The following is a 26,456-nucleotide window of genomic DNA, read 5'->3' as shown; positions in this document are numbered from 1 at the left end:
TGCCAGGTCTCTTGACATCGAGACAGTTGCGGATGGCCAGGTTCCGTCCCCGACTCCAGCTGTGGGTCGGCCGTGGAAGTCGGCGGTCACCGCGTGTCGCCCGGGGGCCGGACTATCCGCGGTCGGCTCGACCGGTTAGCCTAAGGACATGGCTGAGCTGCGTCTGGAAGAACTGTCCGCATCGACGATCGTGGCGGTCAACGCGCTCACCATGAAACCCGGGCAGGAGCAGTTCATCGCCCCGGTGTCCTACGCGGTGGCGGCTGCGGTCGTGAACCCCGCCACCTCCTGGCAGCGCGTCGTCCTCGACGGCGACGAGGTCGTCGGCTTCGTCTCCGCCAACTTCGACCACGAGTCGACGCAGGAGGAGTTCCGCTCCGCCCTGTGGCGCATCAACGTCGACGCAGACGACCAGGGTCGCGGCGTCGGCCGGTTCGCGGTCGCCTCGCTCATCGAAGAGGCCAAGCAGCGCGGCTTCGACCACGTCAACGTCATCTACGAGCCCGGCGACCTCGGTCCCGAGGCGTTCTTCCTCCGCGTCGGGTTCTCCCCGGTCGGCGAGACCCAGTACGGCGAGACCATCGGCAGCATCAGCCTCTGAGGCCGTGAGCGGGTCGTCACCGACGGACTCGGCTGAGGCGTTCGCCGAGGCCGTGCTGGCCGTGGTCGCCGACATCCCCGAGGGTTGCGCCCTGAGCTACGGCCAGGTCGCCTCGATCATCGGGTCGAAGTCCGCGCGTGGCGTCGGTCGCGTGATGGCGCAGTACGGGCACGCCGTGCCCTGGTGGCGGGTCGTCCGGTCGGGCGGTCTCCCTCCGACGGGGCACGAGGATCGCGCGCTCGAGCACTACGAGGCCGAGGGCACACCGATCGTCCGGATGAGCGGCGGGCGGTACCGCCTGGGCCGCGAGGCACTGCTGCACTGACCGGCTTCGCGCCGGATCAGCAGGGAAGGTGGATCGAGACGACCGTCCCGGCACCGACCGGGCTCTCGACGCGCATCGTCCCGCCGACGGCGTCCACCCGGTCCGCGAGACCGCGCAACCCGCTCCCCCGCGCAGGATCGGCGCCGCCGACCCCGTCGTCCGCAACGACGACCCGGAGCCCGCCGTCGGGGTCGTCGGAGACGACCACCTCGCAGCTGGACGCCCCGGAGTACTTCGTGACGTTGGCCAGGCACTCCGACACGACGTAGTAGACGGTCGCCTCGATGAGCTGCCCGGGCCGCTCGCGCAGCTCGACGGTGACCTTGGTGACGACGGTGCACCGGCGCCCGAGTTCGGCGATCGCCGGCACCAGTCCGCCCTCTGCCAGGAGCGCCGGATGCAGCCCTCGGGCGAGTTCGCGGAGCTCCTTGATGGCGCTCGCGAGTTGATCGATGGTGGTCTCGAGGCCGTCGGCCAGGGCGAGTTGACCGTCGGCGCGTGCCGCGTCGCTCGCCATCCGGAGCCGCAGCGCGACGGAGAACAGCTGCTGCTGCGAGCCGTCGTGCAGGTCTCGCTCCGCCCGCCGTCGCGCTTCGTCGGCCGCCTGCACGATGCGCAACCGCGACCGACTCACCTCGCGCAACGAGTGACGGAGTTCAGCGGTGAGTCGTTCGTTGTCGATCATGATGCGCAACGACGCCGACACCGACCGGAGCAACTGCGGATTGTCGAGCAGAGCCGCGTCGTGCTCGATGTACACGAGCGGCGCGTCCGCATCGCCGACGCTCGACATCGCCCGCCCGCGTGGGTCCCGGTCGGCGGTCCGCTGCGATCCCGGCCAGACGAGCCGGGCGGTGCGGTCCCCGAGGACGGTCTTCACCGCACCGTCCCAGCGGTCGTGGCCGGTCTCGCTCAGTTGTCCGGTCTGCACCAGGTCGACGGCCCTGGCGCGGATCGTCCGCATCCGGATGAGACCCGTCGCGTACGCCGCGGGAACGAGCACCACCGAGAACGCGTTGAGGTCCTCGACGACGAGCCGGAGGTGCTCCGGCCATCCCCCGAGGCGGACGAGGGACCACGCCACCCCGATGACGAGCCACAACACGAACGCGACCGGCATGATGAAGGCCACCTGTCTGGCCGCTCCGCTGCTCCGCGCCCATCGCAGGAGCACGACACCCGCGACCACGACCGCGAAGGCCCCCATGACACCCGCATGGACCCGACCGAGCACGTCGGCCACGTCTCCGGTGGCGAGGACGGCGTACCGACTCCGCTCGTGGCTCGCGTCGAGCACGTGGTTCGGCGTCACCAGGAGTGTCACGATCGCATAGGTGACGAGGTAGACCGAGGCGGTGATGACGAGCCGCCGATCGAAGCCGCGCCGCAGCCGCCCGGCGGGGAAGGCCAACGCGAGCCACACCAGCGCGACCCCCGGGAGCACGGAGATCGACATGAGGAGCGGCCAGAGCCAGCCTGCGTCGACGCCGTACGCCCACATGTAGGCCGTCTCGGCCAGCGCGTACCCGACGATCACCCAGCCCGGAGTGGCCGTCGGAGCCAGCCACCAGATCAGCCCCGCCGCCACCAGCGCCGCGAGGTGGCCCACCAACCAGGGCAGACCGTTGCCGTCGGCGACGCCCGGCTGGACGACGCCGAACACGACCGACAGGACGCACACGAGCGCGGCGGCGAGCAGGATGCCGAGTCGCAGCGGCCACGGCAGTCGACCGCGGCCGGCCGGCGCCGGGATCGGCAGCGATGTCGCCCGTCCGTGTGGGCGACCGTCAGCCATCCGTGTGTTCCAGCCATCGCACGACCGCGAGGACGCGGCGGTGGTCCGCCGGTGAGTCCTCGAGTCCGAGCTTGGCCAGGATGCGGCTGATGTGTGCTTCGACGGTCTTCAGACTGACGACCAGCGCCTTCGCGATGCCGGAGTTCGAGCGCCCCTCGGCCATGAGTGTGAGGACTTCACGTTCCCGCTCCGTGAGGTGGTCGAGTCCGTCGGATCGGGTCCGCTCCGCGACGAGGAGGGAGACGACCTCCGGATCCACGACGGACTCACCTGCCGCCACGCGCTCCACGGCGTCGACGAGCGTCCCGGAGTCGGCGACGCGATCCTTCAGCAGGTACCCGGTGCCACCACCGGAGCCGAGCGCGCGGACCGCGTAGGACGGCACGGCGTAGGTGCTCAGCAGGAGCACCCCGGCGGCGAAGCCCGACGCCCGCAACTGCTCGAGGGCGACGATGCCCTCGTCGGTGTGGGTGGGCGGCATCCGGATGTCGAGCACGACGGCGTCGAGCTGCAGCCCCGCGTCGATGCGATCGACCAGGTCGACCGCCGAGCCGAACGAGCCGACCACGTCGTGACCGCCCGCCTTGAGGATCTGCGCGACACCCTCACGGAGGAGCACCGCGTCGTCCGCGACGGCGACACGCAGCGAACGCGGTTCCAGACTGGTCATCCGCTCATTGTGGCAGGTCGACGACACGAGGTGTAGTGCCCACGGGGCCACTCCGTCACCGGAGGACCCCGTGGACACGCCTGCGCGGTCCGGATCAGCCGACCGAGGACCGCCAGGCGGCGTGCATTGCGGCGAACCGACCCGTCCCACCGATGAGCTCCGCGGGCGCGCCGTCCTCGATCACCCGGCCGTGCTCCATCACGAGCACCCGGTCGGCGATCGCGACGGTCGACAGCCGGTGCGCGATGATGATCGCGGTGCGGTCCGCGAGGAGGGTCTGCAGCGCCTCCTGGACGAGTCGCTCGCTCGGGATGTCGAGCGAGGCGGTCGCCTCGTCGAGGATCAGCACAGCCGGATCCGCGAGGAACGCCCGTGCGAACGACAGGAGTTGCCGCTGGCCGGCCGAGACCCGACCACCGCGCTTGTTCACGTCGGTGTCGTAGCCGTTCGGCAACGCCTCGATGAAGGTGTGCGCGCCGACGGCCTTCGCTGCGGCGGTGATCTCCTCGATCGTTGCGTCGGGCTTGCCCAACGCGATGTTGTCGGCGACCGAGCCGGAGAACAGGTAGGCCTCCTGCGTCACCATGACGATCGCCCGACGGAGGTCCTTCGGGTGCAGGTCGCGCAGGTCGATGCCGTCGAGGCGCACCGCACCGTCGGTCGGGTCGTAGAACCGACTGATGAGCTTCGCGAGCGTCGACTTGCCCGCACCGGTCGTGCCGACGAGCGCGATGGTCTGCCCAGCCGGGATCTCGAGGTCGAACTTCGGGAGCACCACCCGGTCGGCGGCGTACGCGAACGTCACGTCGTCGAAGGTGATCCGTCCCTGCGACGTCCACAGGTCGACCGGCGCGACCGGGTCTGGCACGCCGGGACGCTCCTCGAGCACGCCGGAGATCTTCTCGAGCGCCGCAGCGGCCGACTGATAGGAGTTGTAGAACATCGCCATCTCCTCCATCGGGTCGAAGAACCGACGCGTGTAGAGGAGCGCCGCGAGCAGCGCTCCGATCGCGAGCTGTCCGTCCGCGACCCGGAACCCGCCGACGAGCAGCACCACGGCGACGGAGACGTTGCCGATGAACACCAGTCCGGGATCGAACACCCCGAACAGCTGGATGACCCGGGCGTTGGTATCGCGGTACTGCTCCACGAGCTCGCCGAACGCGCGCTCGTTCCGCCGCTCCTTCCGGAACGCCTTCACGGCACGGATGCCGGTCATCGCCTCCACGAAGAACACGATGAGCTTCGCCGACCGGACCCGCGATTCGCGGAACATCCGCTGCGAGCGGAGCTGGAACCAGCGCGTGAGCACGAACAGCGGGATGAGCGACCCGAGCAGCACCAGCCCGCTGACCCAGTCCACGAGGACGAGGGCCACGGCCGTGAACCCCATGTACAGCACGCCGGACACGAGCTGGTTGATGCCGGAGTCGAGCAGCTCGCGGATGGAGTCGAGGTCGCTCGTCTGCCGGGAGATGATGCGACCCGAGGTGTAGCTCTCGTGGAAGTCGAGGCTGAGCCGCTGCGTCTGCAGGAACACGCGCTTCCGGAGGTCGATCAGGATCGCCTGGCTGATCCGTGCGGCGAGCACGGTGTACCAGGAGATGAGCGTCGCTCCGAGGGCACCCGTCAGCAGGTACGCGCCGACCACGAGGAAGGCCGGCATCCAGTCGGCGCGTTCCAGGACGGCCGGCAGGGCGCGGTCGATGCCGAGGGCGATCAGCGCGGGCCCGGCGACCTGGGCGGCGGTCGACACCACGACGATGGTCATGGCGGCGATGACGCGCAGCCGCAGGGGCGCGAGCAGCGATCCGAGCAGTCGCAGCGAACGGCGCCGGATGTGCGCGGACTCGTCACGGGTGAGGTCGTCGCGCTCCTCACCCTCCACTCCGTGGACGGTCGTCGGCGGGGTCACAGGTTCACCTCCTGGCGGTTGGACTCTCGTTCGTCGTCTTCCAGACTCGAGATCACGTAGCGGTAATGGGCGTTGTGCTGCAGCAGCTCGGTATGGCGACCCACTGCGGTGATGCGACCGTCCTCGAGGAGGGCGACGCGGTCGGCGAGGGTGACGGTGCTCGGTCGGTGCGCGACGATCAGCGCCGTGGTCGAGGCGAGCACTCGGCGGAGCGCAGCCTCGACGAGCGCCTCGGTGTCGACGTCGAGCGCCGACAACGGGTCGTCCAGTACGAGCACCTCCGGCCGCGCGGCCACCGCGCGGGCGAGTGCGAGCCGCTGACGCTGCCCACCGGACAGGCTCAGCCCCTCCTCACCGACCATCGTCTCCACGCCGTTCGGCAGTTCGTCGACGAACCCGGCCTGGGCGATGTCGAGCGCCTCGCGCAGGATCCGATCGGCCTCCGCGGAGTCGAGGTCGATATCGTCCCGCCCGAGGAGGACGTTCTCCTTCACGCTCGCTGAGAAGAGGGTCGCATCCTCGAACGCCATCGCGATATGGCGGCGCAGGTCCTCCCGGGTGAGCGCACGGATGTCGACCCCGTCGAGCAGGATCCGCCCGCCCGTGACGTCGTACAGGCGGGTGGTCAGTGCCGTGATGGTCGACTTCCCGGACCCCGTCAGACCGACGAGTGCCATGGTCTCCCCCGGCTCGAGCCGGAGGTCGACGCCGTTCACCACGTCCGCGTAGCGGTCGGGTGCGTCCTGGTAGCGGAAGTGCACGTCCTCGAACACGAGCTCACCGCGCGGCTCGCGGATGCGCTCAGGGTGCTCGGGGTCGGTGATCGTGTTGACCGAGTCGATGACCTCGAAATACCGGTCGGTCGCCGTACGGGTGTCGAAGGTCATCGCGAGCAGGAAGCCGATCGACTCGATCGGGAACCGCAGGATCGTGGCCGTCGCGAAGAAGGCGAACAGCTGACCGACGGTGAGTTCGCCGATCGACGCGAGCCAGACCCCCGCCAACAGGCAGAGCGCGAAGGCGACGTCCGGCAACAGGACGAGCCAGAACCAGATCCCCGCGATGGCCTTCGCCTTCTCGATCTCGGTGCCCCGCAGGTCCTCGGCGCGCGACGCGAAGCTCCGCAGGGCGTGTTTGCCTCGACCGAACGCCTTGAGCACCCGGATGCCGTGGACGGACTCCTCGACGGCGGTCGCCAGGTCACCGGCCTGGTCCTGGCTGCGCCGGGCGATCACCGAGTACCGCCCCTCGAAGGTGAACCCGAACACCCACACGGGGATGGCGAGCGCGATGAAGATGAGCCCGAGCAGCCAGTTCCAGGTGAACAGGATGACAGCACCGATGACGATCGTGACGCCGTTGACGATCAAGAGCACGAAGCCGAACGAGATCCACCGGCGGATGAGTCCGAGGTCGCTGACGGCGCGGGAGAGCAGCTGGCCGCTCTGCCAACGGTCGTGAAAGGTCACGGGGAGGTCCTGCAGCTTGGCGAACAGCGCGTTGCGCATCCGCGCCTCGACGTGCGTCCCAGGAGTCAGGACGAACCAGCGGCGCAGCGCGATCATGACCGCCTCGAGGACGCCGAGCGCGAGGACCACGAGCACCGCCGGCCAGATCTGCGACGAGTCGCCCGTCGAGAGCGGACCGTCGACGAGGGCCTGCAGCACGAGCGGGATCGCGAGCGCCACCAGGCCCGCGACGAGCGCGGCGACCATGCCGAGCACGATCCGCGGCATGGCCGTCTTCGCGAACGGGTAGATCCGCATCAGGGCACGGAAGGTGCTCTGACGCGGTTGGACAGGACGGCGTTCATCGCCGAGCGGAGTCATTACGGGGATTCCTTGCGAGAGCGTCGGTGACGTCGATCACCGACGGGATGATGGTCGTGGAACGGCCGGACGGCGAGGTCGCTGTGCGAGGTCGCAGCATCCGGTGACGGGCCCGGACGAGGCCGGACGGATGGTGAGGTGGACTGCCTGGCGCTCGTGCTAAGCGTCGGCGTCCGCTGCGGCGCGTCCGGCTGGCGCCGGGACGACCACAGGGCGGCGGCTCGAGGCGGAGCGGGCACGATCGACCGTCGGCGCGAGCGCGGTGTGGTTCGAGAGCGTCATGGCATCCTCCTCATCCTGTGGGGCGAGAGCCGCGGGCCGGGTGCACAGGTCGCACTCGAACGCGGGCGGCGACCGATCACGGTGAACGAGGTTCGGCGCAGCAGACCAGACTATGGGAATCGACCGTCAAGCTGCAAGGGATCCATGCGGTTGCACGCACCGGACCGAATGGGCTCGTCCTCAGGAGGTCGGTTCGTCGACGATGCCGACGAAGGCTCCGATGCCGTCGACCTCGCGCCGACGGGCGCCCTCGGGCACCGGCGGCAGCTCGTCGGCGCCGTGCCAGGAGCAGCTCACCATCGAGAATTCCGGCCACCACTTCTTCGGGCGGAGCGTCTCGCTCGTGCCACAGATGGTGCAGCGCAGCTCGACCCAGACCGGCCGCTTCCCGGTCCGGTTCGCGCGGGACTGCACGTACCAGGCCGGCGGATCGGCAAGGAACGCCGCCAACTGGTCCGCCGACCAGAACGGCGGGATCCCGTGGTGTCTGGCCATCTCGAGCGGGATGTCCAGTCGCTGCGCGACGGTCCTCCGGCTCAGATCCCGACCGCCGCGCGCTCCAGCCTGCTGCTCCATGATCGGCTCAGCTGACCCGCACGGACAGGCAGGTCACGCAGCCCTCGAGCTTCTCGAACTCGCTGATGTCCACCTGGACCACGGTGTAGCCGCGGTCCTCGAGCAGCGCAGCCGTCTTGGGAGCGGCTGCGGAGATGAGCACGGTGTCCTCCGCGAGTTCGACCACAGCGACGCCCTCGCGCTCGGGCACGACGAGGTGGCGACCGAAGAAGGACGGGTCCTCGACGAGGTCGGGGTGGACGAGTACGGTCCCGTCGGGGAGCGCGGTGACCGTCGACTTCAGGTGGAGGGCGGTCGTGACGGGGACCGCGACGACGTCGAACCCGAGCGGTGCGAGGATGGCTCGGAGCTGCCGGACGCCTTCGGCGTTGGTGCGGCCGCTGCGACCGACGTAGACGGTCGTGCCGACCCGGAGGACGTCGCCGCCCTCGAGGGTGCCTTCGCCCTCGATCCGGTGGATCCGGAGGCCCAGCTCACGGGCGGTGGTCTCGGCTGCGACGACCTCGGGGCGACGGCTCTCGGCGCCCGGTCGGGTCACGACGGCGACGTCGCCGATCACGATGACGGCGTCCTCGATGAAGACGGAGTCGGCGAGCTGGTCGGCCCAGGAGACCTCGGTGGTGTCCCAGCCGGCGGCGTCGAACGCTGCGACGTACGCGTCCCACTGCTTGTCGGCGAGCTCGGTGTCGATCGGCGTGCGCTCCAGGTGCGTCACGAGGCCTTCGGCGAGGTTGGAGGCGGGCATCCGCACGAGTGCGATGCGGCGTCCGTCGTCGAGCACGGCGTCCTGCGTGCGGACGACCATCCAGTACACGGGGTATCCGATGAATGCCGCGGAGAGCGCGACGACGACCACGAAGACGAGGTTGAGGCTGATGAGGGTCGCGACGATGCTGCCGAGGACGGTGCTGTCGATGGGCTGTCCGGTCGTCGCCACCTGGACGATGAGCCCGAGGAGCGCGCCGATGACGGCGAGGGCGGCGCCGCCGAGCAGGGCGAGGAGTCGGTACCGGTAGAGGCCGACGACGCCCACGATGAGCAGCAGCACGAAGGTGATGATCGTGCTCTCGAAGAAGTACGGGCTCGCCTGGGCGAAGATCGTCCCGGCGAACTGGTAGCCGACGAACGTGACGAACATGACCCCCAGGAAGCCCACGACGATGGTCGCGACGGCGGCGGCGGCGGATGCGATGAGCTTGCGGCTCCAGGTGGCAGTCATTCGACAACCGTATCCCAACGACACAGCGGCGTCGGGCCACGAGGGCCCGACGCCGCTGGGAGATCACCACGAGCCTGCCCAGAACCCCCACAGGGGCGGGCGGCACGGCCTAGTGGAAGAAGTGACGCTCCCCCGTGAAGTACATGGTCACGCCGGCGGCTTCGGCCGCAGCGATGACCTCTTCGTCGCGGACGGAACCACCGGGCTGCACGACCGCGCGCACGCCGGCGTCGAGCAGGACCTGCAGGCCGTCGGCGAACGGGAAGAAGGCGTCCGAGGCCGCGACGGAACCCGCGGCGCGGTCACCGGCTCGGCTCACGGCGAGGTGGCAGGAGTCGACGCGGTTGACCTGGCCCATCCCGACGCCCACGCTCGCGCTGCCCTTGGCGAGCAGGATGCCGTTGGACTTGACCGAGCGGCACGCTTTCCACGCGAAGATGAGGTCGAGCAGGGTGTCGTCGTCGGCAGGTTCGCCCGTGACGAGCGTCCAACCCTTGGCGGTGTCCTGGGGGTCGTCGGCGAAGCGGTCCGCGTCCTGGTAGAGCAGGCCACCGGAAATCTGCCGGACCTCGCGGTCCTCGCGCACGAAGTCCTCCGGCAGCTGCAGGAGCCGCAGGTTCTTCTTCGTCTTGAGCACCTCGAGCGCGGCGTCCTCGAAGCCCGGGGCGACGAGCACCTCGGTGAAGATCTCCTTGACCGTCTCGGCCATGCCGAGGGTCACGACGCGGTTGGCGGCGATGACGCCGCCGAAGGCGGATACCGGGTCGCACTCGTGCGCCCGACGGTGGGCCGAGGCGATCGGGTCGGGTGCCTTCGGGTTCGCGAAGGCGATACCGCACGGGTTCGCGTGCTTGATGATCGCGACGGCGGGGTTGGCGAAGTCATAGGCCGCGCGGACTGCCGCGTCGGCGTCGACGTAGTTGTTGTACGACATCTCCTTGCCGTGCAACTGCGTCGCCTGGGCGATCCCGGCACCGCCAGGACGGACGTACAGCGCCGCGGCCTGGTGCGAGTTCTCGCCGTAGCGCAGCACCGCCTCGCGACGACCGGTGACGGTCAGCGTGCTGGGGAAGGCCTCCGCCTCGGTCGTCTCCGTGCTCGCGAACCACGCGGACACCGCCGCGTCGTAGGAGGCGGTGTGGTCGAAGGCCTGCGCGGCGAGCGAGCGGCGCTGAGCGAGCGTGGTGCCGCCGGCGGCGACGGCCTCGGTGATCAGCCCGTAGCGTTCCGGAGAGACGACGATCGCGACGTTGGCGTGGTTCTTCGCCGAGGCGCGCACCATCGCCGGCCCACCGATGTCGATCTGCTCGACGACGTCGTCACCGGCGGCGCCGCTCGCGACCGTCTCGACGAAGGGGTACAGGTTCACGACGACGAGCTGGAACGGCTCGATACCGAGCTCGGCGAGCTGGGCTTCGTGGGACTCGAGCCGCAGGTCGGCGAGGAGCCCCGCGTGCACCGAGGGGTGCAGGGTCTTGACCCGACCGTCGAGCGACTCGGGGAATCCGGTGACCTCGGACACGTCGGTCACCGTGTGGCCCGCACCGCGGATGGTCGCGGCGGTGGACCCGGTGGAGACGATCTCGACGCCCGCTGCGGCGAGTGCGCCGGCGAGCTCGAGCAGCCCGGTCTTGTCGCTGACCGAGATCAACGCCCGGCGGACGGGGACGAGGTCGCGTTCGCGGTAGAGGCTGTGGTCGTGGCTGGGACCGCTCATGACTGGGGTGCTCCTTCTGCTGGCGGGCGGGACGCCGTGGAGAGCGCCTCGAGGTCGATGGTTCCGGTGGCGAGGTCGCGGACGGCCTGGACGAGGAGCCGACGCTCCACGGGCTTGATCCGCTCATGGAGGCTGTGCTCCGTGTCGTCGGGCAGCACGGGGACGCGCTCCTGCGAGATGATCGGGCCCGCGTCGACGCCGTTGTCGACGACGATGATCGATGCCCCGGTCTGCGAGGCTCCTGCCGCCAGGGCGTCCCGGACGCCATGCGCACCCGGGAACTCGGGGAGGTACGCGGGGTGCGTGTTGATGATGCGCGGCGAGAGGGCGTCGACGACCACGGGTGGCAGGAGGCGCATGAGGCCGCTGAGGACGAGGACGTCCGGGTTCCAGACCCGGATCTGCTCGAGGAGGGCTGCGCCCCACTCCGCCCGTGAGTCGAAGGACGAGTAGGGGACGGTGAACGACGGGATGCCGAACTCCTCGGCGTGAGCGAGACCGTCAGCCTCCCGATCGGCACCGACGGCGATGACGCGAGCGGGGAAATCCGCGTCGCGTGAGGCTTCGAGGAGGGCGCGGAGATTGGATCCGCCACCGGAGATCAGCACGACGAGTGACAGCACCAGAGCATCCTATCGGTCGCGGGCACCCCGGCCGCTCGGCTGGGCGTGCAGCTCCGGGAGGCGGTCCTCCTCGGCGAGATGCGTCGGACCGGCCGCCATGCCGACCACGGCTGCGATCCCGACCGTCAGGGTGGTCCACAGGCCCGTCGCCCAACCGTTCGGGCCGACCTCGATGAGGCGACCTGGGCCTGCCGCGCCCGCCGAGAGGGCGGCGAGGACACCGACGATGATGCCCGCGGTGACCCCGACGCCGAGACCGACGACCGCCAGTCGTCCGAGCCCGCCACGCCCGTCGAGGTCGACGAGCAGACGGCGGCGCAGCACCACGGCGGCGGCGAATCCGATGACGACCGGAACCACGAGGACCGCGAACCCGAGCGGGCTCTCCCCCGTCGGGATGGCGCCGAGGACCGGCACGGCCGGCATCGGCCCGACGAGCGTGCCGATCGGCGAGATCGCCGTGCCGCTCCCGATGGCGAAGCCCGCGCCGGTGATCCAGCTCATGGCCCAGATCACGAGGTTCGGGAGGTACAGGAGTTCGGCGCCGGTGACGATGGCACCGCCCAGGACGCCGAACTGCGCGCTCTCGTGCAGGGAGATGATGGCACCGTAGCCGACGGCGATGAGGATGGCGGTCAGGACCGCGGAGACCGCCACGAGTCCGGTGGCGGCGAGTGCTCCACCGCGCAGCGCCGCGACGACCATCGACCAGGTCACGTCCGGCATCCGGTCTCGCATCGCGCGGAGTCCGTCGAGGATCGGATCGGCCGCGTCCTGCTCACGGAACCGGACCCACAGCGCGGCGACCACGACCCCGCCTGCGAAGCGCACGGTCGGCGCGAGGGTCCCCTGGACGATCGAGGGACGCACCGCCGGGTGGAGGGCGGTGAGGGTCACGAGGAACGACAGCAGGGCGAACACGAGCACCGACAGCACGACGGCACCCTGCCACCAGGTGCTGCGTGCCGCGCGCGCCCCGGTGCGCAGGCCGAACAGGACCGTGCCGATCGTGAAGGCGAGGGGCGCCAGGGAGACGAGGAACGGCTCCATCCCGGCCGGCAGTCCGAGCTGGGTGACGAGGGCCGTGTCGAGGGTGATCCGCATGCTCGAGCCGTTGCCGAGCGCCCAGATGTCGACGGCCCCCCGCCAGAGCGCGGCCGGGTCGACGTCCAACTGGAAGTGCAGGGCCCACAGGGCGAGGAGCGGGACGAGTGCGACACCGATGCCGATGGCCACGGCGAGGGTGGCATCGAGGGCGGCGAGGAGGGCGACGGTCAGACGGTTCATGCGTCTTCGACCCTACCTGGAGCCGCGCGTGCGGACGGTCAGGCGCACGGCGTGCGTGGGCCGAAACGCCACGACGCGACGCCCGATCCGGGCGCCGCGTCGTGGTCGCAGTCGAGCTGCGGGTGTTACAGCGAGGCGATGATCTCGCGCATGAGGTCGGCGGTCTCGCTCGGCGTCTTGCCGACCTTGACGCCGGCGGCCTCGAGGGCCTCCTTCTTCGCCTGCGCGGTGCCTGCGGAGCCCGAGACGATCGCGCCGGCGTGGCCCATCGTCTTGCCCTCGGGCGCGGTGAAGCCCGCGACGTAGCCGACGACCGGCTTCGTGACGTTCGCCTTGATGAAGTCGGCCGCGCGCTCCTCGGCGTCGCCACCGATCTCACCGATCATGACGATGGCCTTGGTCTCGGGGTCGGCCTCGAACGCGGCGAGCGCGTCGATGTGCGTCGTGCCGATGATCGGGTCGCCGCCGATGCCGATCGCCGTCGAGAAACCGATCTCGCGCAGCTCGTACATCATCTGGTACGTGAGGGTGCCCGACTTCGACACGAGGCCGATGGGGCCCTTGCCGGCGATGTTCGCCGGCGTGATGCCGACGAGGGACTCGCCAGGCGTGATGATGCCGGGGCAGTTCGGGCCGATGATGCGGGTCTTCGAGCCCTTCGACTGGGCGTAGGCCCAGAACTCGGCGGAGTCGCCGACCGGCACACCCTCGGTGATGATGACGAGCAGCGGGATCTCGGCGTCGATGGCCTCGATGACCGCGTCCTTGGTGAACGCCGGGGGCACGAAGGCGATCGACACGTCTGCGCCGGTCTCCTCGATGGCCTCGGCGACCGTGCCGAACACGGGCAGCTCGACGCCGCCGTCGTGGGTCACGGTCGTGCCGGCCTTGCGGGCGTTGACGCCACCGACGACCTGGGTGCCGGCCTTCAGCATGAGCGCCGTGTGCTTGGTGCCCTCGCCGCCGGTGATGCCCTGGACGATGACCTTGGAGTCCTTGTTGAGGAAGATTGACATGCTTGTGCGATCCCTTACTTCGAAGCCAGCTCGGCGGCCTTGTCGGCGCCTTCGTCCATGGTTGCGGCGAGCGTGATGAGCGGGTGCGCGGCGGCGGCGAGGATCTCGCGGCCCTCCGCGACCTTGTTGCCGTCGAGGCGGACCACGAGCGGCTTCGTCGCTGCGTCACCGAGGATCTCGAGCGCCTTCACGATGCCGTTCGCGACGGCGTCGCAGGCAGTGATGCCACCGAAGACGTTGACGAACACGCTCTTCACCTGGGCGTCGCCGAGGATGACGTCGAGGCCTGCGGCCATGACCTCGGCCGAGGCGCCGCCGCCGATGTCGAGGAAGTTGGCCGGCTTCACGCCGCCGTGCTGCTCGCCCGCGTAGGCGACGACGTCGAGCGTGGACATGACGAGCCCAGCGCCGTTGCCGATGATCCCGACCTCGCCGTCGAGCTTGACGTAGTTGAGGTCGTTCTCCTTGGCCTTGAGCTCCAGGGGGTCCTCGGCTGCGGTGTCTTCGAGTTCGGCGTGGTTCGGGTGACGGAAGGCGGCGTTCTCGTCGAGCGAGACCTTGCCGTCGAGGGCGACGATGCGCCCTTCCTCCGTGAGGACGAGCGGGTTGACCTCGACGAGCGTCGCGTCCTCGCCCTTGTAGACGTCGTAGAGCTTCACGAAGACGTCGGAGACCTGGTCGACGAGCTCCTCGGGGAAGTTCGCAGCCTTCGCGATCTCGACCGCGGCCGCCTTGTCGACACCGGTGAGCGGGTTCACCTCGATGCGCGCGAGCGCCTCGGGCTTCTCGACCGCGAGCTGCTCGATCTCCATGCCGCCCTCGACGCTCGTGAGCGACAGGTAGGACCGGTTGGCGCGGTCGAGCAGCACCGAGAAGTAGAACTCCTGGGCGATGCGTGCGCCGGCCGCGACCATCACGCGCTTGACGACGTGACCCTTGATGTCGAGTCCGAGGATGGCCTTCGCCGCCTCGTAGGCCTCGTCGGGGGTCTTGGCGACCTTGACGCCGCCGGCCTTGCCGCGGCCTCCGACCTTCACCTGGGCCTTGACGACGACCACGCCGCCGAGACGCTCGGCCGCGGCACGCACCTCGTCCGGGGTGTCGGCGATGATGCCGGCGAGGACCGGCACCTCGTACTGCTCGAACAGGTCTCGTGCCTGATACTCGTAAAGATCCACGTGTCATTCCCATCCGCGCTTCGCGCGTTCTGCTGTGATTGTCGTGGCGATTTTCGGCCGCGCGTTATCTCGGCGGCGAGAGAAAAAGGGCCAGTGACGACTCTACCCCCAGCGCTGCGCCGCAACCGGACGTTCACAGTGAACGACTAAGGTCGGGTCCATGACCGGCATGGCGGACCTCGCTCGCGAGGGCATCCTCGTCGCCGGCGCCGGACGGGCCATCCTGCTGCAGATCGCGGACCCTTCGGTCGCCGCCGGCGTGGCGCGGCACAGCGACTTCGGATCCCGTCCGCTCGACCGGCTGCACGCCACCCTCACCTTCGTCTACGCGCTCGCCCTCGGCGCGCCGGACGAGCAACGCAGTGCGGCCCGACGGGTGAACCACGCCCACGCGCCGGTCCGTGCCCGGCCGGGCGAGGCCGCTCCGGGGTACTCGGCCTTCGACCACGACGCGCAGCTCTGGGTCGCGGCCACACTGTACGACACCGCCGTCCAGGTCTACGAGCTCGTGTTCGGCGCGCTCGACGAGGAGTCCCGGGAGCGCTTGCACCGTGAGTACGCGATCGTGGGGACGAGCCTGCAGCTCCCGCCCGATCGTTGGCCTCCGACCCGGGCCGCGTTCGACGAGTACTTCGCAGGCCGGGTCGCGGGACTCCACGTCACCGAGGAGGCGCGTGCCGTCTCGATCGAGCTCCTGACCGCTCGCGCGGCGCCGCTCCCCGTCCGGTGCCTGCTCCCGCTCGTCCGGCTCGTGACGGCGGGACTGCTGCCCGACGACCTACGGAGCGCCTACGGGTTCCGTTGGACGCCGCGGCAGCAGCGTCGCTTCGCGCGGCGGGTCGCCGTCGCGCGGGCCGTCTGGCCGCGTCTTCCGCAGCGACTCCGTGCGGCACCCTCCGCCTGGTACCTCCGGGCGATGCGAGAGCGGGATCGCACGGAGGCGGCCCGCCACCTCGGCTGACGACGTTCCAGCACCGCCCTCCACAGCCCATTGGCGGAGCCGTCCCGTCCACATTCGGATTCCCGCCCGGCTTACCGAGGCACCGCGGTTCGCACGATGGGGGCATGACAACACACCACCTCCCCCAGACCGGCCGCCTCCTCGGCGGCAGACCGCGGATCCTCCGGCTCCTGGCAGCCGTCCCGATCCTGCTCACGCTCGTCCTCGGCATCGTCCTCGGCGGCGCGACCGCATCCTCCGCACTGACCGCGACCGGCGCCGCCTACGGCCACCGCGACGCCTCGAACGGCCGCCGGCTCGGCTCGTGGGCCTTCGACGACGGGACGGTCGGGTTCTGCATCAATCTCGACCTCCCGATCCCGCCGGGTCACGCCTACGAGCACGTCGACGGATCATCGCTCGGGTGGTTCACCCCGGAGGACGCCGCCCGCCTGGCCTACCTCTCGCGGCACTGGGGTGCCAGCCAGGACGCCGACGAGGCTGCCGCGGGCCAGCTCGCCACCTGGATCATCACCGGCCTGAACGGGTGGACGCCGGCGCAGATCGCCGCTCGGGCAGGAGCGAGTGCCGACCGCGTGCTCTCCCTGGCCCATCAGATGCTCGCCGAGGCCGACGGGCCCGGCGGCGCGAGTCGGGAAGCGAGCGCCACCATGTCCATCGAACGCGGCGAGGACGGATTCGACCTCGTCCGAACGGAACTCGCCGTCGACTTCATCTCATCCGGCGTCACCACCCTGCCACCGGGCACCCACACCGGCACGGTCACCCTCGACGGCGCGACCTTCGAGGACGGCACGTCCGAACGAGCCGTCGGGAACGGTGAGAGCCTGCGGATCCTGCCGAGCACCGATGCCGCCGTCGTGGCGTTCTCAGCGAACGCCACCTTCGGTGAGCTGCCCTACGGGGCCGGCCTCACGATCGCTCGAAGCGCCGCCAACGTGCAGAGTGTCCTCATCGCGCGCCCCATCACGGTCTCGGCCGGGGCGAGTGCCGACCGGGAACGGCCGACGCCACTCCCGTTCCAGCCGATCGTCGCCACCACGACCTCGCACGCGACGTCGACTCCGGGAGCGGAGATCACCGACCGGCTGTCGGTCGGGATCGCGACCGGCGCCGGCCTGGCCTCGGAGTGGGGCCTCTTCGGCCCGGAGGGCGGACCGTACACGCCGATCCCGGTGACCGTCCGAAGCCAGCTGCTCGGTCCCTTCGCGGAGCGCCCGGTCGAATCGCCGGACGTCCCGCTCGGAGCTCCGGTGGTCTGCGAGGTCGAGACGCTCGTGGATGCAGGCCCCGGCGAGTACACGACGCCGTCCTGCGTCCTCCCCGAGGACGGCTACTACGTCTGGGTCGAGCGCATCGAGCCGAGCGACACCCTGCCGGAGAACGGCGGCACGATGATCCGACCCTGGCGATCCGCCTTCGGGGTCGCCTCGGAGATCACGCTCGCCTCCACGCCGACCGTGCCCGAAGCGCGCCTCGCCGAGACCGGCGCCGACGACCGCTCCCTGCTCCTGGCCGGCTCTGCGGCGATCGGAGCGCTCGCGCTCGGCGGCATCCTGCTCGCTCTCCGTCGGCGGATCACGCCGAGTGGAGCGGGAGCGGCGCTCAGCGCACGTCGAGGAGGGGTGCGAGCTGGGCGCGGTCGACGTCCAGCCACGGCGCCGCAGGGTTCACGATGATCCCGGTGATGCCTTCGTCGCTGCGGAGCGCGGCCGCGAGTTCCGCGGCGGTCACGGGATATGCGTCGTCGCCGCGGCCGAGCGCCGCGATCTCGATGGGCGAGGTGAAGACCTCGAGTAGGCGGCGGTCGCCGAGTCGGGTCTCCGCGATGCCGACGGTCTTGCGGTTGCCGTCCTCGTCGACCTCGGCGCGACCGGCTACGAACCCACCGTGTGCGGCGAGTGCCGCCACCAGCTGCTGGAGGGCGTCGGCGTCGCGTGGCTGGGCGAGCGCCTGCTTGGCGAGATCGTTGTTCCGGCCGTCGCCGAAGAGCCGGGCGATGAGCGTCTTCGGGACGACGGCACTCGCCTTCCCGTCGGCGGGGTTCAGCACGATACCGGCGTATCCTTCACCGGCCGCCTGACGCAGTGCCCACACCGCGTCCACCGCGACCCCGGAGACGGGCCCCTCGGCAGTCCGCGTCTTCTCGAGCTCTCGCGGCGAGGTGAAGGCGAGGAGGTAGACGGCGCCCTCCGGGTCGCGGTGGACACCGAGCGGGACGCGTCCCGCGGCCTTGTCCTCCTCCGAGACGCCGTCGAGGCTCGTGGACAGCAGGAGCTTGCCCTGGATGCTCTGGCGCAGGACGTGCATCATCGCGCGCTCGTCGCCTCCTTCAGCCAGGGCGGTGAGCGCCTGGGCGAGGTCGACGTTGGTGTCGGGCTCCCCGGCCGCGGGCGCCGGAGCGGCCGCCGGGGCGGCCGGCACCGACACGGGGGCCTCAGGTGTCCGTGCCGCGGAACTGACCGTCGTGACCGAGATGGGCACGTGCGGAACCGATTCGGCGACCGCGGGGGTCGTGTCCTCCTCGGTTTCCCGGGCGGAGGTCGCTGCCTCCGCCGCTGCGGATCGGGCATCGGACGCGTTGCGCTTGGAGAACAGAGCCATGATGCCTCAGCCTAGAGGCTTCGCCCGGACTGGGGAACCTGATCCCGCCGGGGACGGCCGACGGGACCGGGGTTCACTCCACCTTCTCGATCGGGGCGATCTTGATCAGCAGCTTCTTGGCTCCCGCCGACTCGAACTGCACGTGGGCGATGCGTTTCGCGCCCTCGCCGGTGACGGCGTTCACCCGCCCCACACCGAAGTCCGCGTGGGAGATGCGGTCGCCGGGGACGAGCTCGAGATCGCCGTTGTCGCGGACCTTCGCCGTGATGCGGTTGGCCCAGGCCGTCTCCGGCTTGCTCGAACCGCCGGAGACCCGGGTGTCGCCGGCGGAGGCGCCCTCGGGGAGCGAGCGGACCGACCAGCGGTCGCTGGAGGGGGCACGGCGGGCGTTCAGGGCACGCGACTGCGTGCCACCACGACCGTTGACGTTGCCGGGCGACTGACGCCACTCGATCAGTTCGGCCGGGATCTCCTGCAGGTAGCGGCTGGGCATGGCGACGGCCGTCTCGCCGTACTGGGCACGCGTCATCGCCAGCGAGAGGTACAGGCGCTTGCGGGCGCGGGTGATGCCGACGTAGAACAGGCGTCGCTCCTCGGCCGGGCCGCCAGGCTCGTTCGCCGACATCCGGTGCGGGAGGAGGTCTTCCTCGATGCCGGTCAGGAAGACTGCGTCGTACTCGAGGCCCTTCGCCGTGTGCAGGGTCATGAGCGACACGCTGCCCGTCGCGTCGTCGAGGTCGTCGGCCGCGGCGACGAGCGAGACCTCCGTCAGGAAGTCGACGATGCCGCCGTCGGGGTTGTTCTTGGCGAACTCCTTGGTGACGGCGATGAGCTCGTCGACGTTCTCGGCGCGTGCCTCATCCTGCGGGTCGCGACTGTTGCGCAGCGAGTCGAGGTAGCCGCTCTTCGTCACGAGGAGCGACAGGACGTCGCCGACGGCGGTCGCGGACGCCGTCGGGCGGTCGGCTGCAGCGGCCTCGTCGAGCGCAGCCTGCGCTTCGTCGAGGAGGGCCGACAACTGCAGGATCGCGCTCGTGACCTTCGGCCCGAGCCCGAGGGCGTCGGCGCGCCGCATGGCCTCGCGGAAGGTGACGCCGTTGTTCTCGGCGAAGCTCGCGAGTGCCGTCTCCGTCGCCGGCCCGATGCCACGTTTGGGCGTGTTCAGGATGCGCCGCAGCGCCATGATGTCGGCCGGGTTCGCGACCGACACGAGGTAGGCGAGGGCGTCCTTGATCTCGGCGCGTTCGTAGAACTTGGTGCCGCCCATGATCCGGTACGGGAGGGCCGCGCGGATGAAGATCTCTTCGAGCGCACGGGTCTGGGCGTTGGTGCGGTAGAACACGGCGATGTCGCTGTAGGCCGTACCGGCGTTCCGGAGCTTCTCGATCTCGTCGGCGATGAACTGCGCCTCGTCGTGGCCGGAGTACCCCGTGAAGCCGACGATCTTCTCCCCGTCGCCGACGGCCGTCCAGAGCTTCTTGTCCTTGCGGTCGAAGTTGTTGGAGATGACCGCGTTCGCCGCCGAGAGGATGTTCTGCGTGGAGCGGTAGTTCTGCTCGAGCAGCACCACCTTGGCGCCCGGGAAGTCGCGCTCGAACTCGGTGATGTTCCGGATGTCGGCCCCGCGGAACGCGTAGATCGACTGGTCCGAGTCGCCGACGACGGTGAGCGAGGCACCCTCGGTGCGGGTGACGGCGAGCTGATCCGTGCCGGCCTCAGGCGCGCGGGTGAGCTCCCGGATGAGCGAGTACTGGGCGTGGTTGGTGTCCTGGTACTCGTCGACGAGGATGTGGCGGAACCGCTGCTGGTACTGCGCGGCGACGTGCGGGAACGCCCGGAAGAGGAACACCGTCTGGCTGATGAGGTCGTCGAAGTCGAAGGCGTTCGCGTCGGCCAGCGCGCGCGTGTACTTCCGGAAGACCTGCAGGAACACGAGTTCCTGGGGGTCGTTCGTGTTGATCGTGCGGGAGTACGACTCGACGTCCGACAGCTCGTTCTTGAGCTTCGAGATCTTCGCCGAGGTGTTCGACGGCGTGAAGCCGTATGCGTCGGCCTCGAGCTCCTTGATGATGCGCTTCAACAGGGCACGTTGGTCGCCGCTGTCGTAGATCGTGAAGTTCTTGGTGAAGCCGAAGTGCTCGGCCTCGCGGCGGAGGATGCGGACGCAGGCGGAGTGGAAGGTGGAGATCCACATGCCCTGAGCGGCCTGGCCGACGAGCGCCTGCACCCGCTCGCGCATCTCGGCGGCAGCCTTGTTGGTGAACGTGATCGCCAGGATCTGGCTCGGCCAGGCCTCTCGTTGCTCGAGCAGCAGCGCAACGCGGCGGGTGAGCACACTCGTCTTGCCGGACCCGGCACCGGCGACGATGAGCAGGGCCTGGCCCCGGTACTCCACCGCGATCCGTTGCTGGGGGTTGAGCCCCTCCAGCAGCCGACTCCCGCCGGCACGCTCGTCGGAGGACGACTCGGGGACGGTTGCCGTGGGCCAGCCGACGATCACCGGTTGCACGGCGTCGGCGTTCGAAGAAGGAGAGCTCGCCATATCGCCTGCAAGTCTAGGCGCTGCCCCCGACATCGCTCGGCCGAGCACCGCCGTCGCGGTGATCCGCACGGTCGCCGGCCGCCGACCGCGCGGCGACACCGAGGTCGGCCTGGTCGACGAAGAAGCCGTCGACCCCCGAGGAGAGCACCAGGACGAACTCTTCGAGCCAGCGGCCGACCGCCGCCGGATCGGCCCCGTCCCGGAAGGGTGGCGCGAGGAACCGGTTCTCGGGGCGGAGCGTCCAGGTGTAGACGCGCAGGCCCGCCGCGTGGGCGCGCTCCACGAGGTCCGTCGGGTGGGCGCCGTCGTCGTCGCCCAGGTCGATGAGCATCGCCTTGTCCACGCTGATGGCGTCGACCTCGAGGGCGAGCGCCGCGAGTCCGGCGTCGGTCATCGCGTCGGCGTAGGACGGGGCCGAATCCCCCAGCCGGGCGACGAGATCGCTCGGCCTGCCGGACCGCTCGATGAGGTACACGAACTCCGCCTGCACCCGACGGGCCTGCAACGCCATGAGGACCGACTGCTCGAACGACTCGATGATGAGCGGCTCGGCATCGGGATCGGTGCCGAACTCCAGGGCGGCGAGCTCCTCGGCCAGGAGCCGATCGAGCGGGAGGCCGATCGACGCGAAGTAGTCGGCGTGCTTCACCTCGGCCACGATGCCGACGGGTCGTCGGTGCGCTTCGGCCGCACTGCGCACGACCGCGACGAGGTCGGCGAACCGCAGGATGCCCTCGCTGCCGTCGAATCCCGCACTCACCGTCCGTACCTCGGGAATCCGCTCACGTGCGGTCAGGGTCGACAGCTCGGCCCAGGTGAAGTCCTCGGTGAACCACCCGGTCAGCTCGTGGCCGTCGACGCGCTTCGTCGTCCGCCGGTCGGCGAACTCCGCTCGGGCGGCGACGTCGGTCGTCCCGGAGATCTCGTTCTCGTGTCGGACCACGAGGACTCCGTCCTTCGACGCGACGAGATCGGGCTCGACGGCATCCGCACCGAGCGCGACGGCCAAGCGGTAGGAGGACTCGGTGTGCTCGGGGCGGTAACCGGGAGCCCCGCGGTGTCCGATGACGAGCGGGTTGGGCAGGGAGTCGATGCGCACGCCATCAGCCTAGGACGACGCTCCGGCGTGCGCGCAGGGTGCCGGCTGTCAGCCCGCCGCGAACATCGGCGTCCGTTCGGGGTTTTCCACGCGCGACCCGGCTGATTCAAAGGGAACTCGGATACTCTGGGTGTCAGCAGCGCCGCTTGGCGCGACACAGCCTCCACGACTGAGAGTAGGAATCAGCCATGGCCCTCGACAATCCCGCGTTCTCGAAGAACCCGGCATTCGCGAAGCAGGGAGGCGGGACGCTGCAGGCAGCTCAAGCAGCGAACCCCTCGCTGACCGCCGAACAGCTCCGCAAGATGTACGAGCAGCCCACCGCACCGGCGGGCGTCGGCACCGCCGACCGCATGACGATCGAGAACACGCTCGTCAAGACGCTCGGCTCGTTCGCCGTCCTCGTCGTGTTCGCCGTCATCTCCTGGATGTGGACGACCTCCCTCCTGCAGGCAGGTAGCGGCTACGCCCTCCCCATGATCATCGGCATGATCGGCGGCCTCGGCCTCGGTCTCGTCAACTCCTTCAAGAAGGAGCCGGTCCCCGCGCTCATCCTCGGGTACGCCGTCTTCCAGGGACTCTTCGTCGGCGGCATCTCGCGCGTCTTCGAGGCGAACCCGGCCTGGTCCGGCGTCGTCGTCCAGGCGGTCCTCGCGACCCTCGCCGTCGTCGGCGTGACCCTCGCCCTCTTCGCGAGCGGTAAGGTCCGCGCCTCGAAGAAGCTGACGAAGGTCTTCCTCGTCGCCATCATCGGCTACGGCGTCTTCCAGCTCCTCAACCTCGTGCTCATGTTCACGGGCGTGCTGAACAACCCGTTCGGCCTCTACGGCGCGACGATCTTCGGCATCCCGCTCGGGATCGTCATCGGCATCTTCGCGGTGCTGATGGGTGCGTACTCGCTGGTGCTCGACTTCGACTTCATCCAGCGCGGCGTGCAGAACCGCGCACCCGCCAAGTACGGCTGGACCGGCGCCTTCGGCATCATGGTCACGGTCATCTGGATCTACGTCGAGATCCTGCGTCTGCTGGCCATCTCCCGCAACTAGGAGCGCACGCATTGCGAGGCCCGTCCCGTTCGCGGGGCGGGCCTTCGTCGTTCGAGGAACCGGCCGGTCGAGGGACTGCCCTTCGACAGGCTCAGGGACCGGACCCCTCGCACCGGGCACCATCCCCCGTCCCTGAGCCACCCACCCCGGTCCCTGAGCCACCCACCGCGGTCCCTGAGCCTGTCGAAGGGCGCGGACGACGGAAGGCCGCCCCGCGAACGGGACGGCCTTCCGATGACTCAGGGAGCGATCACTCCCACTCGATGGTCCCCGGTGGCTTCGACGTGACGTCGAGCACGACGCGGTTGACGTCCTTCACCTCATTGGTGATGCGGTTGCTGATGCGCGCGAGGACGTCGTACGGCAGGCGGGTCCAGTCGGCGGTCATGGCGTCTTCAGACGAGACCGGTCGCAGCACGATCGGGTGGCCGTAGGTGCGGCCGTCGCCCTGCACGCCCACGGAACGGACGTCCGCCAGCAGGACCACGGGGCACTGCCAGATCTCCTGGTCGAGCCCGGCCGCGGTCAGTTCCTCGCGGACGATCGCGTCGGCGTCGCGGAGGAGGTCGAGACGCTCGGCCGTGACCTCACCGACGATGCGGATACCGAGTCCGGGACCGGGGAACGGCTGACGGCCGACGATCTCCTCCGGGAGGCCCAGCTCGCGACCGATCGCCCGGACCTCGTCCTTGAACAGGGTGCGCAGGGGCTCGACGAGTTCGAACTGGAGGTCTTCCGGCAGGCCGCCGACGTTGTGGTGGCTCTTGATGTTGGCCGTACCGGATCCGCCGCCGGACTCGACGACGTCCGGGTACAGCGTGCCCTGGACGAGGAAGCGGATGGGCTCCCCCTCGCTCTGGGCCTCCTTCACGAGGTCGATCTCGGCCTGTTCGAAGGACCGGATGAACTCGCGGCCGATGATCTTGCGCTTCTGCTCCGGGTCGCTGACGCCGGCGAGCGCCGACAGGAACTGCTCGCGGGCGTCGACCGTGACCAGCCGGACACCGGTCGAGGCGACGAAGTCCTCCTCGACCTGGCGTCGCTCGTCCTTCCGGAGCAGGCCGTGGTCGACGAAGATGCAGACGAGCTGGTCGCCGACGGCCTTGTGCACGAGCGCCGCGGCGACGGCCGAGTCGACACCGCCGGAGAGTCCGCAGATGACCTTCGCGTCGCCCACCTGGGCGCGGATGCGGTCGACCTGTTCGGCGATGACGTTGCCGCTGTTCCAGTCGGCCGGGATGCCGGCCGCCCGGTGGAGGAAGTTCTCGAGCACCTGCTGGCCGTAGGCGGTGTGCTTGACCTCGGGGTGCCACTGGACGCCGTAGAGGCCGCGTTCCGCGTTCGCGAAGGCGGCGACCGGGGTCGAGGCGGTCGAGGCGAGGACCTCGAAGCCCTCGGGGGCCTTGGAGACGGAGTCGCCGTGGCTCATCCACACGTTCTGCTCGGTCGGGACGCCGTGCAGGAGTGTGCCAGGGACGTCGACGACGCTGGTCGCGTCGGTCGAGCCGTACTCCCGGAGACCGGTGTGTGCGACCTCGCCACCGAGCTGCTTGGCCATGACCTGGAAGCCGTAGCAGATGCCGAACGTCGGGACGCCGAGCTCGAGGATGCCCTCGTCGAGCGAGGGTGCGCCCGGCTCGTACACGCTGGACGGGCCACCGGACAGGACGATCCCGACCGGGTTCTTGGCGGCGACCTCGGCGGCGGACACGGTGTGCGGCACGATCTCGGAGTACACGCCGGCCTCGCGGACGCGACGCGCGATCAGCTGTGCGTACTGCGCACCGAAGTCGACGACGAGGACCGGTCGGGCGGCGGTCTGCTCCGCTGCGGCTGCGGGGGTGGTTTCACTCACTGCATGGACTCCACGGGTTCGGCGGCCGCTGCTGCTTCGCGGCCGGAGAGGTAGCCCTTCACTTCCCGCGGGATGCGGCTCTCGAAGAAGAAGGACAGGAACGGGATGATGCCGCCGAGCGCGAGCCAGAGCAGACGCAGGACGTTCCACCGCATGAGGCTCCAGAGCCGGAACGCGGCGAACAGGTACACGACGTAGAACCAGCCGTGGATGATGAGGATGCCCGTGCTGAGGTTGACCGCTGTGGCGGTGCCGGAGGGCACGAAGGCGAGGAAGCCGTAAGCACCGCCGAGCTCGAGCTCGAGGCCGAACGCGTACTTCATGAGCATCTCGGCGCAGAGCGAGAGGAGCAGCACACCGGTGATGGGGGCGGCCACCTGGTAGAACTTCAGCGCGCCTCGGATCGCGGGAAACGTCGAGGGTTTCGGCTGGAGGGGCATGCCCCCATCTTACCCGCGGCCGCCAGGCGTCCGGACATCACTGACGGAGCGCTGCGGCCTCTTCCTCGGCGTCCTCGAGCTCCTCGATCTCGCGCTCCCAGGCGTCCTTGGCGAGCCGGAACCAGAGGAACACGGCGAAGCACGCGAAGACGACCCACTCGGCCGCGTAGAAGATGTTCAACCAGTTGAGCTGGATCTCCTGGCTGGGCGCGGGTGACGAGATGGGCTCGAGTCCGTCGACGGCCACGTCGTCCACGACGAACGCGCTGAACACCCGCAGGCCGTCGGCGTCGTTCCAGCGGTTCAGCAGAGCGGCGACCGACATGTTGTCGAGGTCGGTCGGTGCGGCGTCCGCAGCCGGCTCCTCCGGGCCCTCCGGCGGGTTCAGTCGCCCTTCGAGCTCGACGGCGCCGGTGGGGGCGTCCTCGTTCAGGGCCTCCGCGACACGGTCGGCGGTCTCGCGGTCCTTCGTCCACCCGAGCGCGACGGCGAGACCGGCGTGGTCGGGGCGGTCGGTCGCCAGGTGGCCCGTCACCCAGTACCCGAGCGTGCCGTCGTTCACCCGGTTGCCCACCACCAGGTAGTCCTCCGGTACCCACGTGCCTGAGACGCTCACCCGCTGGCCGGCGTCCGCCTCTCGGATGCCGACGCCCGGCTCGAGGACGTCTGCGAGCGGCCGGACCGACTCGGTCTCGGTCGGCACCACCTGCCCGGATTCGATGGCGCGTGCGAGTTGCCACTGCCCGAGCGCGGCGAACGCGCCCGCGACGGCGAGACAGAGGACGAGGACGCCGATCCACCGGGGACGGAGCATGACGGAGCGGAGCGTCGGACGGGCCTGTCCGTGGTCGTGGGGGCCTGGTGCCGACGGGGCGG

General features: G+C 70.0%; 23 protein-coding genes. 5 read left to right on the top strand and 18 right to left on the bottom strand.

From position 1 onward, the window contains the following. The first annotated feature begins 148 nt into the window (after positions 1 to 148). Positions 149 to 601 (top strand): GNAT family N-acetyltransferase, encoded by a 453-nt coding sequence (locus ITJ66_RS06980; RefSeq protein WP_191940650.1) that lies wholly within the window; start codon positions 149 to 151, stop codon positions 599 to 601. A gap of 4 nt (positions 602 to 605) precedes the next feature. After that, the gene (locus ITJ66_RS06975) at positions 606 to 926 is read left to right on the top strand and encodes an MGMT family protein (protein WP_194644151.1); all 321 of its coding nucleotides are present in this window, start codon (positions 606 to 608) and stop codon (positions 924 to 926) included. 16 nt (positions 927 to 942) lie between these two features. On the opposite strand, the gene ITJ66_RS06970 is transcribed toward ITJ66_RS06975, so the two are convergent. The 12 genes from ITJ66_RS06970 to sucC all read right to left on the bottom strand — a co-directional run bounded on the left by ITJ66_RS06970 (position 943) and on the right by sucC (position 15,033). After that, the gene (locus tag ITJ66_RS06970) at positions 943 to 2,721 is read right to left on the bottom strand and encodes a histidine kinase (protein ID WP_194644149.1); all 1,779 of its coding nucleotides are present in this window, start codon (positions 2,719 to 2,721) and stop codon (positions 943 to 945) included. Further along, positions 2,714 to 3,391: a response regulator transcription factor gene (locus ITJ66_RS06965; protein ID WP_123539688.1), complete on the bottom strand. Its 678-nt coding sequence runs from the start codon at positions 3,389 to 3,391 to the stop codon at positions 2,714 to 2,716. The genes ITJ66_RS06970 and ITJ66_RS06965 overlap by 8 nt, the downstream gene beginning before the upstream one ends. Positions 3,392 to 3,485: 94 nt before the next feature. Further along, positions 3,486 to 5,306 (bottom strand): ABC transporter ATP-binding protein, encoded by a 1,821-nt coding sequence (locus tag ITJ66_RS06960; protein ID WP_194644147.1) that lies wholly within the window; start codon positions 5,304 to 5,306, stop codon positions 3,486 to 3,488. Beyond that, positions 5,303 to 7,135: an ABC transporter ATP-binding protein gene (locus ITJ66_RS06955; protein WP_137242134.1), complete on the bottom strand. Its 1,833-nt coding sequence runs from the start codon at positions 7,133 to 7,135 to the stop codon at positions 5,303 to 5,305. Before ITJ66_RS06955 ends, ITJ66_RS06960 begins: the two co-directional genes overlap by 4 nt. A gap of 159 nt (positions 7,136 to 7,294) precedes the next feature. Continuing rightward, positions 7,295 to 7,417: a hypothetical protein gene (locus ITJ66_RS19995; RefSeq protein WP_255528002.1), complete on the bottom strand. Its 123-nt coding sequence runs from the start codon at positions 7,415 to 7,417 to the stop codon at positions 7,295 to 7,297. 180 nt (positions 7,418 to 7,597) lie between these two features. Continuing rightward, the gene (locus tag ITJ66_RS06950; protein WP_194644145.1) at positions 7,598 to 7,993 is read right to left on the bottom strand and encodes a hypothetical protein; all 396 of its coding nucleotides are present in this window, start codon (positions 7,991 to 7,993) and stop codon (positions 7,598 to 7,600) included. 7 nt (positions 7,994 to 8,000) lie between these two features. Further along, positions 8,001 to 9,212: a dimethylargininase gene (gene ddaH / locus ITJ66_RS06945; RefSeq protein ID WP_159877999.1), complete on the bottom strand. Its 1,212-nt coding sequence runs from the start codon at positions 9,210 to 9,212 to the stop codon at positions 8,001 to 8,003. 109 nt (positions 9,213 to 9,321) lie between these two features. Continuing rightward, entirely contained in the window at positions 9,322 to 10,929 is a 1,608-nt protein-coding gene (gene purH, locus ITJ66_RS06940) for a bifunctional phosphoribosylaminoimidazolecarboxamide formyltransferase/IMP cyclohydrolase (RefSeq protein WP_137242136.1), read from the bottom strand. Next, complete coding sequence (gene purN / locus ITJ66_RS06935; protein WP_064296651.1) at positions 10,926 to 11,552, bottom strand: phosphoribosylglycinamide formyltransferase; 627 nt, start codon at positions 11,550 to 11,552, stop codon at positions 10,926 to 10,928. Before purN ends, purH begins: the two co-directional genes overlap by 4 nt. Positions 11,553 to 11,561: 9 nt before the next feature. Then, a complete protein-coding gene (locus tag ITJ66_RS06930) occupies positions 11,562 to 12,839 on the bottom strand; it encodes a DUF6350 family protein (protein WP_194644143.1) in 1,278 nt (425 codons plus the stop codon). A gap of 125 nt (positions 12,840 to 12,964) precedes the next feature. After that, on the bottom strand, positions 12,965 to 13,855 hold the full coding sequence (gene sucD, locus ITJ66_RS06925; protein ID WP_194644141.1) for a succinate--CoA ligase subunit alpha: 891 nt from the start codon (positions 13,853 to 13,855) through the stop codon (positions 12,965 to 12,967). Positions 13,856 to 13,869: 14 nt separating this feature from the next. Beyond that, a complete protein-coding gene (sucC, locus tag ITJ66_RS06920) occupies positions 13,870 to 15,033 on the bottom strand; it encodes an ADP-forming succinate--CoA ligase subunit beta (protein ID WP_124768842.1) in 1,164 nt (387 codons plus the stop codon). A 160-nt stretch (positions 15,034 to 15,193) separates the two neighbouring features. On the opposite strand from sucC, the gene ITJ66_RS06915 reads away from it, so the two are divergent. Beyond that, positions 15,194 to 15,994 carry an oxygenase MpaB family protein gene (locus ITJ66_RS06915; RefSeq protein WP_137242139.1) on the top strand — a complete coding sequence of 267 codons (801 nt, stop codon included), beginning with the start codon at positions 15,194 to 15,196 and terminating at the stop codon, positions 15,992 to 15,994. Between the two features lie 104 nt (positions 15,995 to 16,098). Next, positions 16,099 to 17,673, top strand: coding sequence for a thioester domain-containing protein (locus tag ITJ66_RS06910; protein ID WP_194644139.1), 1,575 nt, complete (start codon positions 16,099 to 16,101; stop codon positions 17,671 to 17,673). Here the strand turns inward: ITJ66_RS06910 and ITJ66_RS06905 are convergent. The 3 genes from ITJ66_RS06905 to ITJ66_RS06895 all read right to left on the bottom strand — a co-directional run bounded on the left by ITJ66_RS06905 (position 17,600) and on the right by ITJ66_RS06895 (position 22,233). Beyond that, a complete protein-coding gene (locus ITJ66_RS06905) occupies positions 17,600 to 18,598 on the bottom strand; it encodes an SseB family protein (RefSeq protein WP_194644137.1) in 999 nt (332 codons plus the stop codon). The genes ITJ66_RS06910 and ITJ66_RS06905 overlap by 74 nt on opposite strands. A 73-nt stretch (positions 18,599 to 18,671) precedes the next feature. Next, positions 18,672 to 21,140, bottom strand: a complete 2,469-nt coding sequence (locus ITJ66_RS06900) for an ATP-dependent helicase (protein ID WP_194644135.1) — start codon at positions 21,138 to 21,140, stop codon at positions 18,672 to 18,674. 13 nt (positions 21,141 to 21,153) lie between these two features. Then, on the bottom strand, positions 21,154 to 22,233 hold the full coding sequence (locus tag ITJ66_RS06895; RefSeq protein ID WP_194644796.1) for a glycerophosphodiester phosphodiesterase family protein: 1,080 nt from the start codon (positions 22,231 to 22,233) through the stop codon (positions 21,154 to 21,156). A 194-nt stretch (positions 22,234 to 22,427) separates the two neighbouring features. On the opposite strand from ITJ66_RS06895, the gene ITJ66_RS06890 reads away from it, so the two are divergent. Continuing rightward, positions 22,428 to 23,285 (top strand): Bax inhibitor-1/YccA family protein, encoded by an 858-nt coding sequence (locus ITJ66_RS06890; protein ID WP_064296659.1) that lies wholly within the window; start codon positions 22,428 to 22,430, stop codon positions 23,283 to 23,285. Between the two features lie 250 nt (positions 23,286 to 23,535). Here ITJ66_RS06890 and guaA read toward each other — a convergent pair whose 3' ends face one another. From guaA to ITJ66_RS06875, 3 genes are read right to left on the bottom strand one after another with little or no spacing between them, the layout of a single operon-like run. Beyond that, positions 23,536 to 25,140, bottom strand: a complete 1,605-nt coding sequence (gene guaA, locus ITJ66_RS06885; protein ID WP_137242143.1) for a glutamine-hydrolyzing GMP synthase — start codon at positions 25,138 to 25,140, stop codon at positions 23,536 to 23,538. After that, on the bottom strand, positions 25,137 to 25,580 hold the full coding sequence (locus ITJ66_RS06880; RefSeq protein WP_056778703.1) for a DUF3817 domain-containing protein: 444 nt from the start codon (positions 25,578 to 25,580) through the stop codon (positions 25,137 to 25,139). The genes guaA and ITJ66_RS06880 overlap by 4 nt, the downstream gene beginning before the upstream one ends. A gap of 37 nt (positions 25,581 to 25,617) precedes the next feature. Further along, positions 25,618 to 26,394, bottom strand: coding sequence for an SURF1 family protein (locus ITJ66_RS06875; protein WP_194644133.1), 777 nt, complete (start codon positions 26,392 to 26,394; stop codon positions 25,618 to 25,620). Positions 26,395 to 26,456: the final 62 nt, after the last annotated feature.

It is taken from the genome of Plantibacter sp. VKM Ac-2885 (assembly GCF_015351205.1).
GTDB classification, from domain to species: Bacteria; Actinomycetota; Actinomycetes; order Actinomycetales; family Microbacteriaceae; genus Plantibacter; species Plantibacter auratus.
Note: the sequence above shows the minus strand (reverse complement) of the source record. Positions and strands in the feature narration are given on the sequence as shown.

What these genes read in the sequence shown, in the direction of transcription:
- ITJ66_RS06980 (WP_191940650.1), top strand. Translation starts at nt 149, where the DNA reads ATGGCTGAGCTGCGTCTGGAAGAACTGTCCGCATCGACGATCGTGGCG.
- ITJ66_RS06970 (WP_194644149.1), bottom strand. Translation starts at nt 2,721, where the DNA reads ATGGCTGACGGTCGCCCACACGGACGGGCGACATCGCTGCCGATCCCG.
- ITJ66_RS06965 (WP_123539688.1), bottom strand. Translation starts at nt 3,391, where the DNA reads ATGACCAGTCTGGAACCGCGTTCGCTGCGTGTCGCCGTCGCGGACGAC.
- ITJ66_RS06955 (WP_137242134.1), bottom strand. Translation starts at nt 7,135, where the DNA reads ATGACTCCGCTCGGCGATGAACGCCGTCCTGTCCAACCGCGTCAGAGC.
- ITJ66_RS19995 (WP_255528002.1), bottom strand. Translation starts at nt 7,417, where the DNA reads ATGACGCTCTCGAACCACACCGCGCTCGCGCCGACGGTCGATCGTGCC.
- ITJ66_RS06950 (WP_194644145.1), bottom strand. Translation starts at nt 7,993, where the DNA reads ATGGAGCAGCAGGCTGGAGCGCGCGGCGGTCGGGATCTGAGCCGGAGG.
- ddaH (WP_159877999.1), bottom strand. Translation starts at nt 9,212, where the DNA reads ATGACTGCCACCTGGAGCCGCAAGCTCATCGCATCCGCCGCCGCCGCC.
- purH (WP_137242136.1), bottom strand. Translation starts at nt 10,929, where the DNA reads ATGAGCGGTCCCAGCCACGACCACAGCCTCTACCGCGAACGCGACCTC.
- ITJ66_RS06930 (WP_194644143.1), bottom strand. Translation starts at nt 12,839, where the DNA reads ATGAACCGTCTGACCGTCGCCCTCCTCGCCGCCCTCGATGCCACCCTC.
- sucD (WP_194644141.1), bottom strand. Translation starts at nt 13,855, where the DNA reads ATGTCAATCTTCCTCAACAAGGACTCCAAGGTCATCGTCCAGGGCATC.
- ITJ66_RS06915 (WP_137242139.1), top strand. Translation starts at nt 15,194, where the DNA reads ATGACCGGCATGGCGGACCTCGCTCGCGAGGGCATCCTCGTCGCCGGC.
- ITJ66_RS06910 (WP_194644139.1), top strand. Translation starts at nt 16,099, where the DNA reads ATGACAACACACCACCTCCCCCAGACCGGCCGCCTCCTCGGCGGCAGA.
- ITJ66_RS06905 (WP_194644137.1), bottom strand. Translation starts at nt 18,598, where the DNA reads ATGGCTCTGTTCTCCAAGCGCAACGCGTCCGATGCCCGATCCGCAGCG.
- ITJ66_RS06900 (WP_194644135.1), bottom strand. Translation starts at nt 21,140, where the DNA reads ATGGCGAGCTCTCCTTCTTCGAACGCCGACGCCGTGCAACCGGTGATC.
- ITJ66_RS06890 (WP_064296659.1), top strand. Translation starts at nt 22,428, where the DNA reads ATGGCCCTCGACAATCCCGCGTTCTCGAAGAACCCGGCATTCGCGAAG.
- ITJ66_RS06880 (WP_056778703.1), bottom strand. Translation starts at nt 25,580, where the DNA reads ATGCCCCTCCAGCCGAAACCCTCGACGTTTCCCGCGATCCGAGGCGCG.
- ITJ66_RS06875 (WP_194644133.1), bottom strand. Translation starts at nt 26,394, where the DNA reads ATGCTCCGTCCCCGGTGGATCGGCGTCCTCGTCCTCTGTCTCGCCGTC.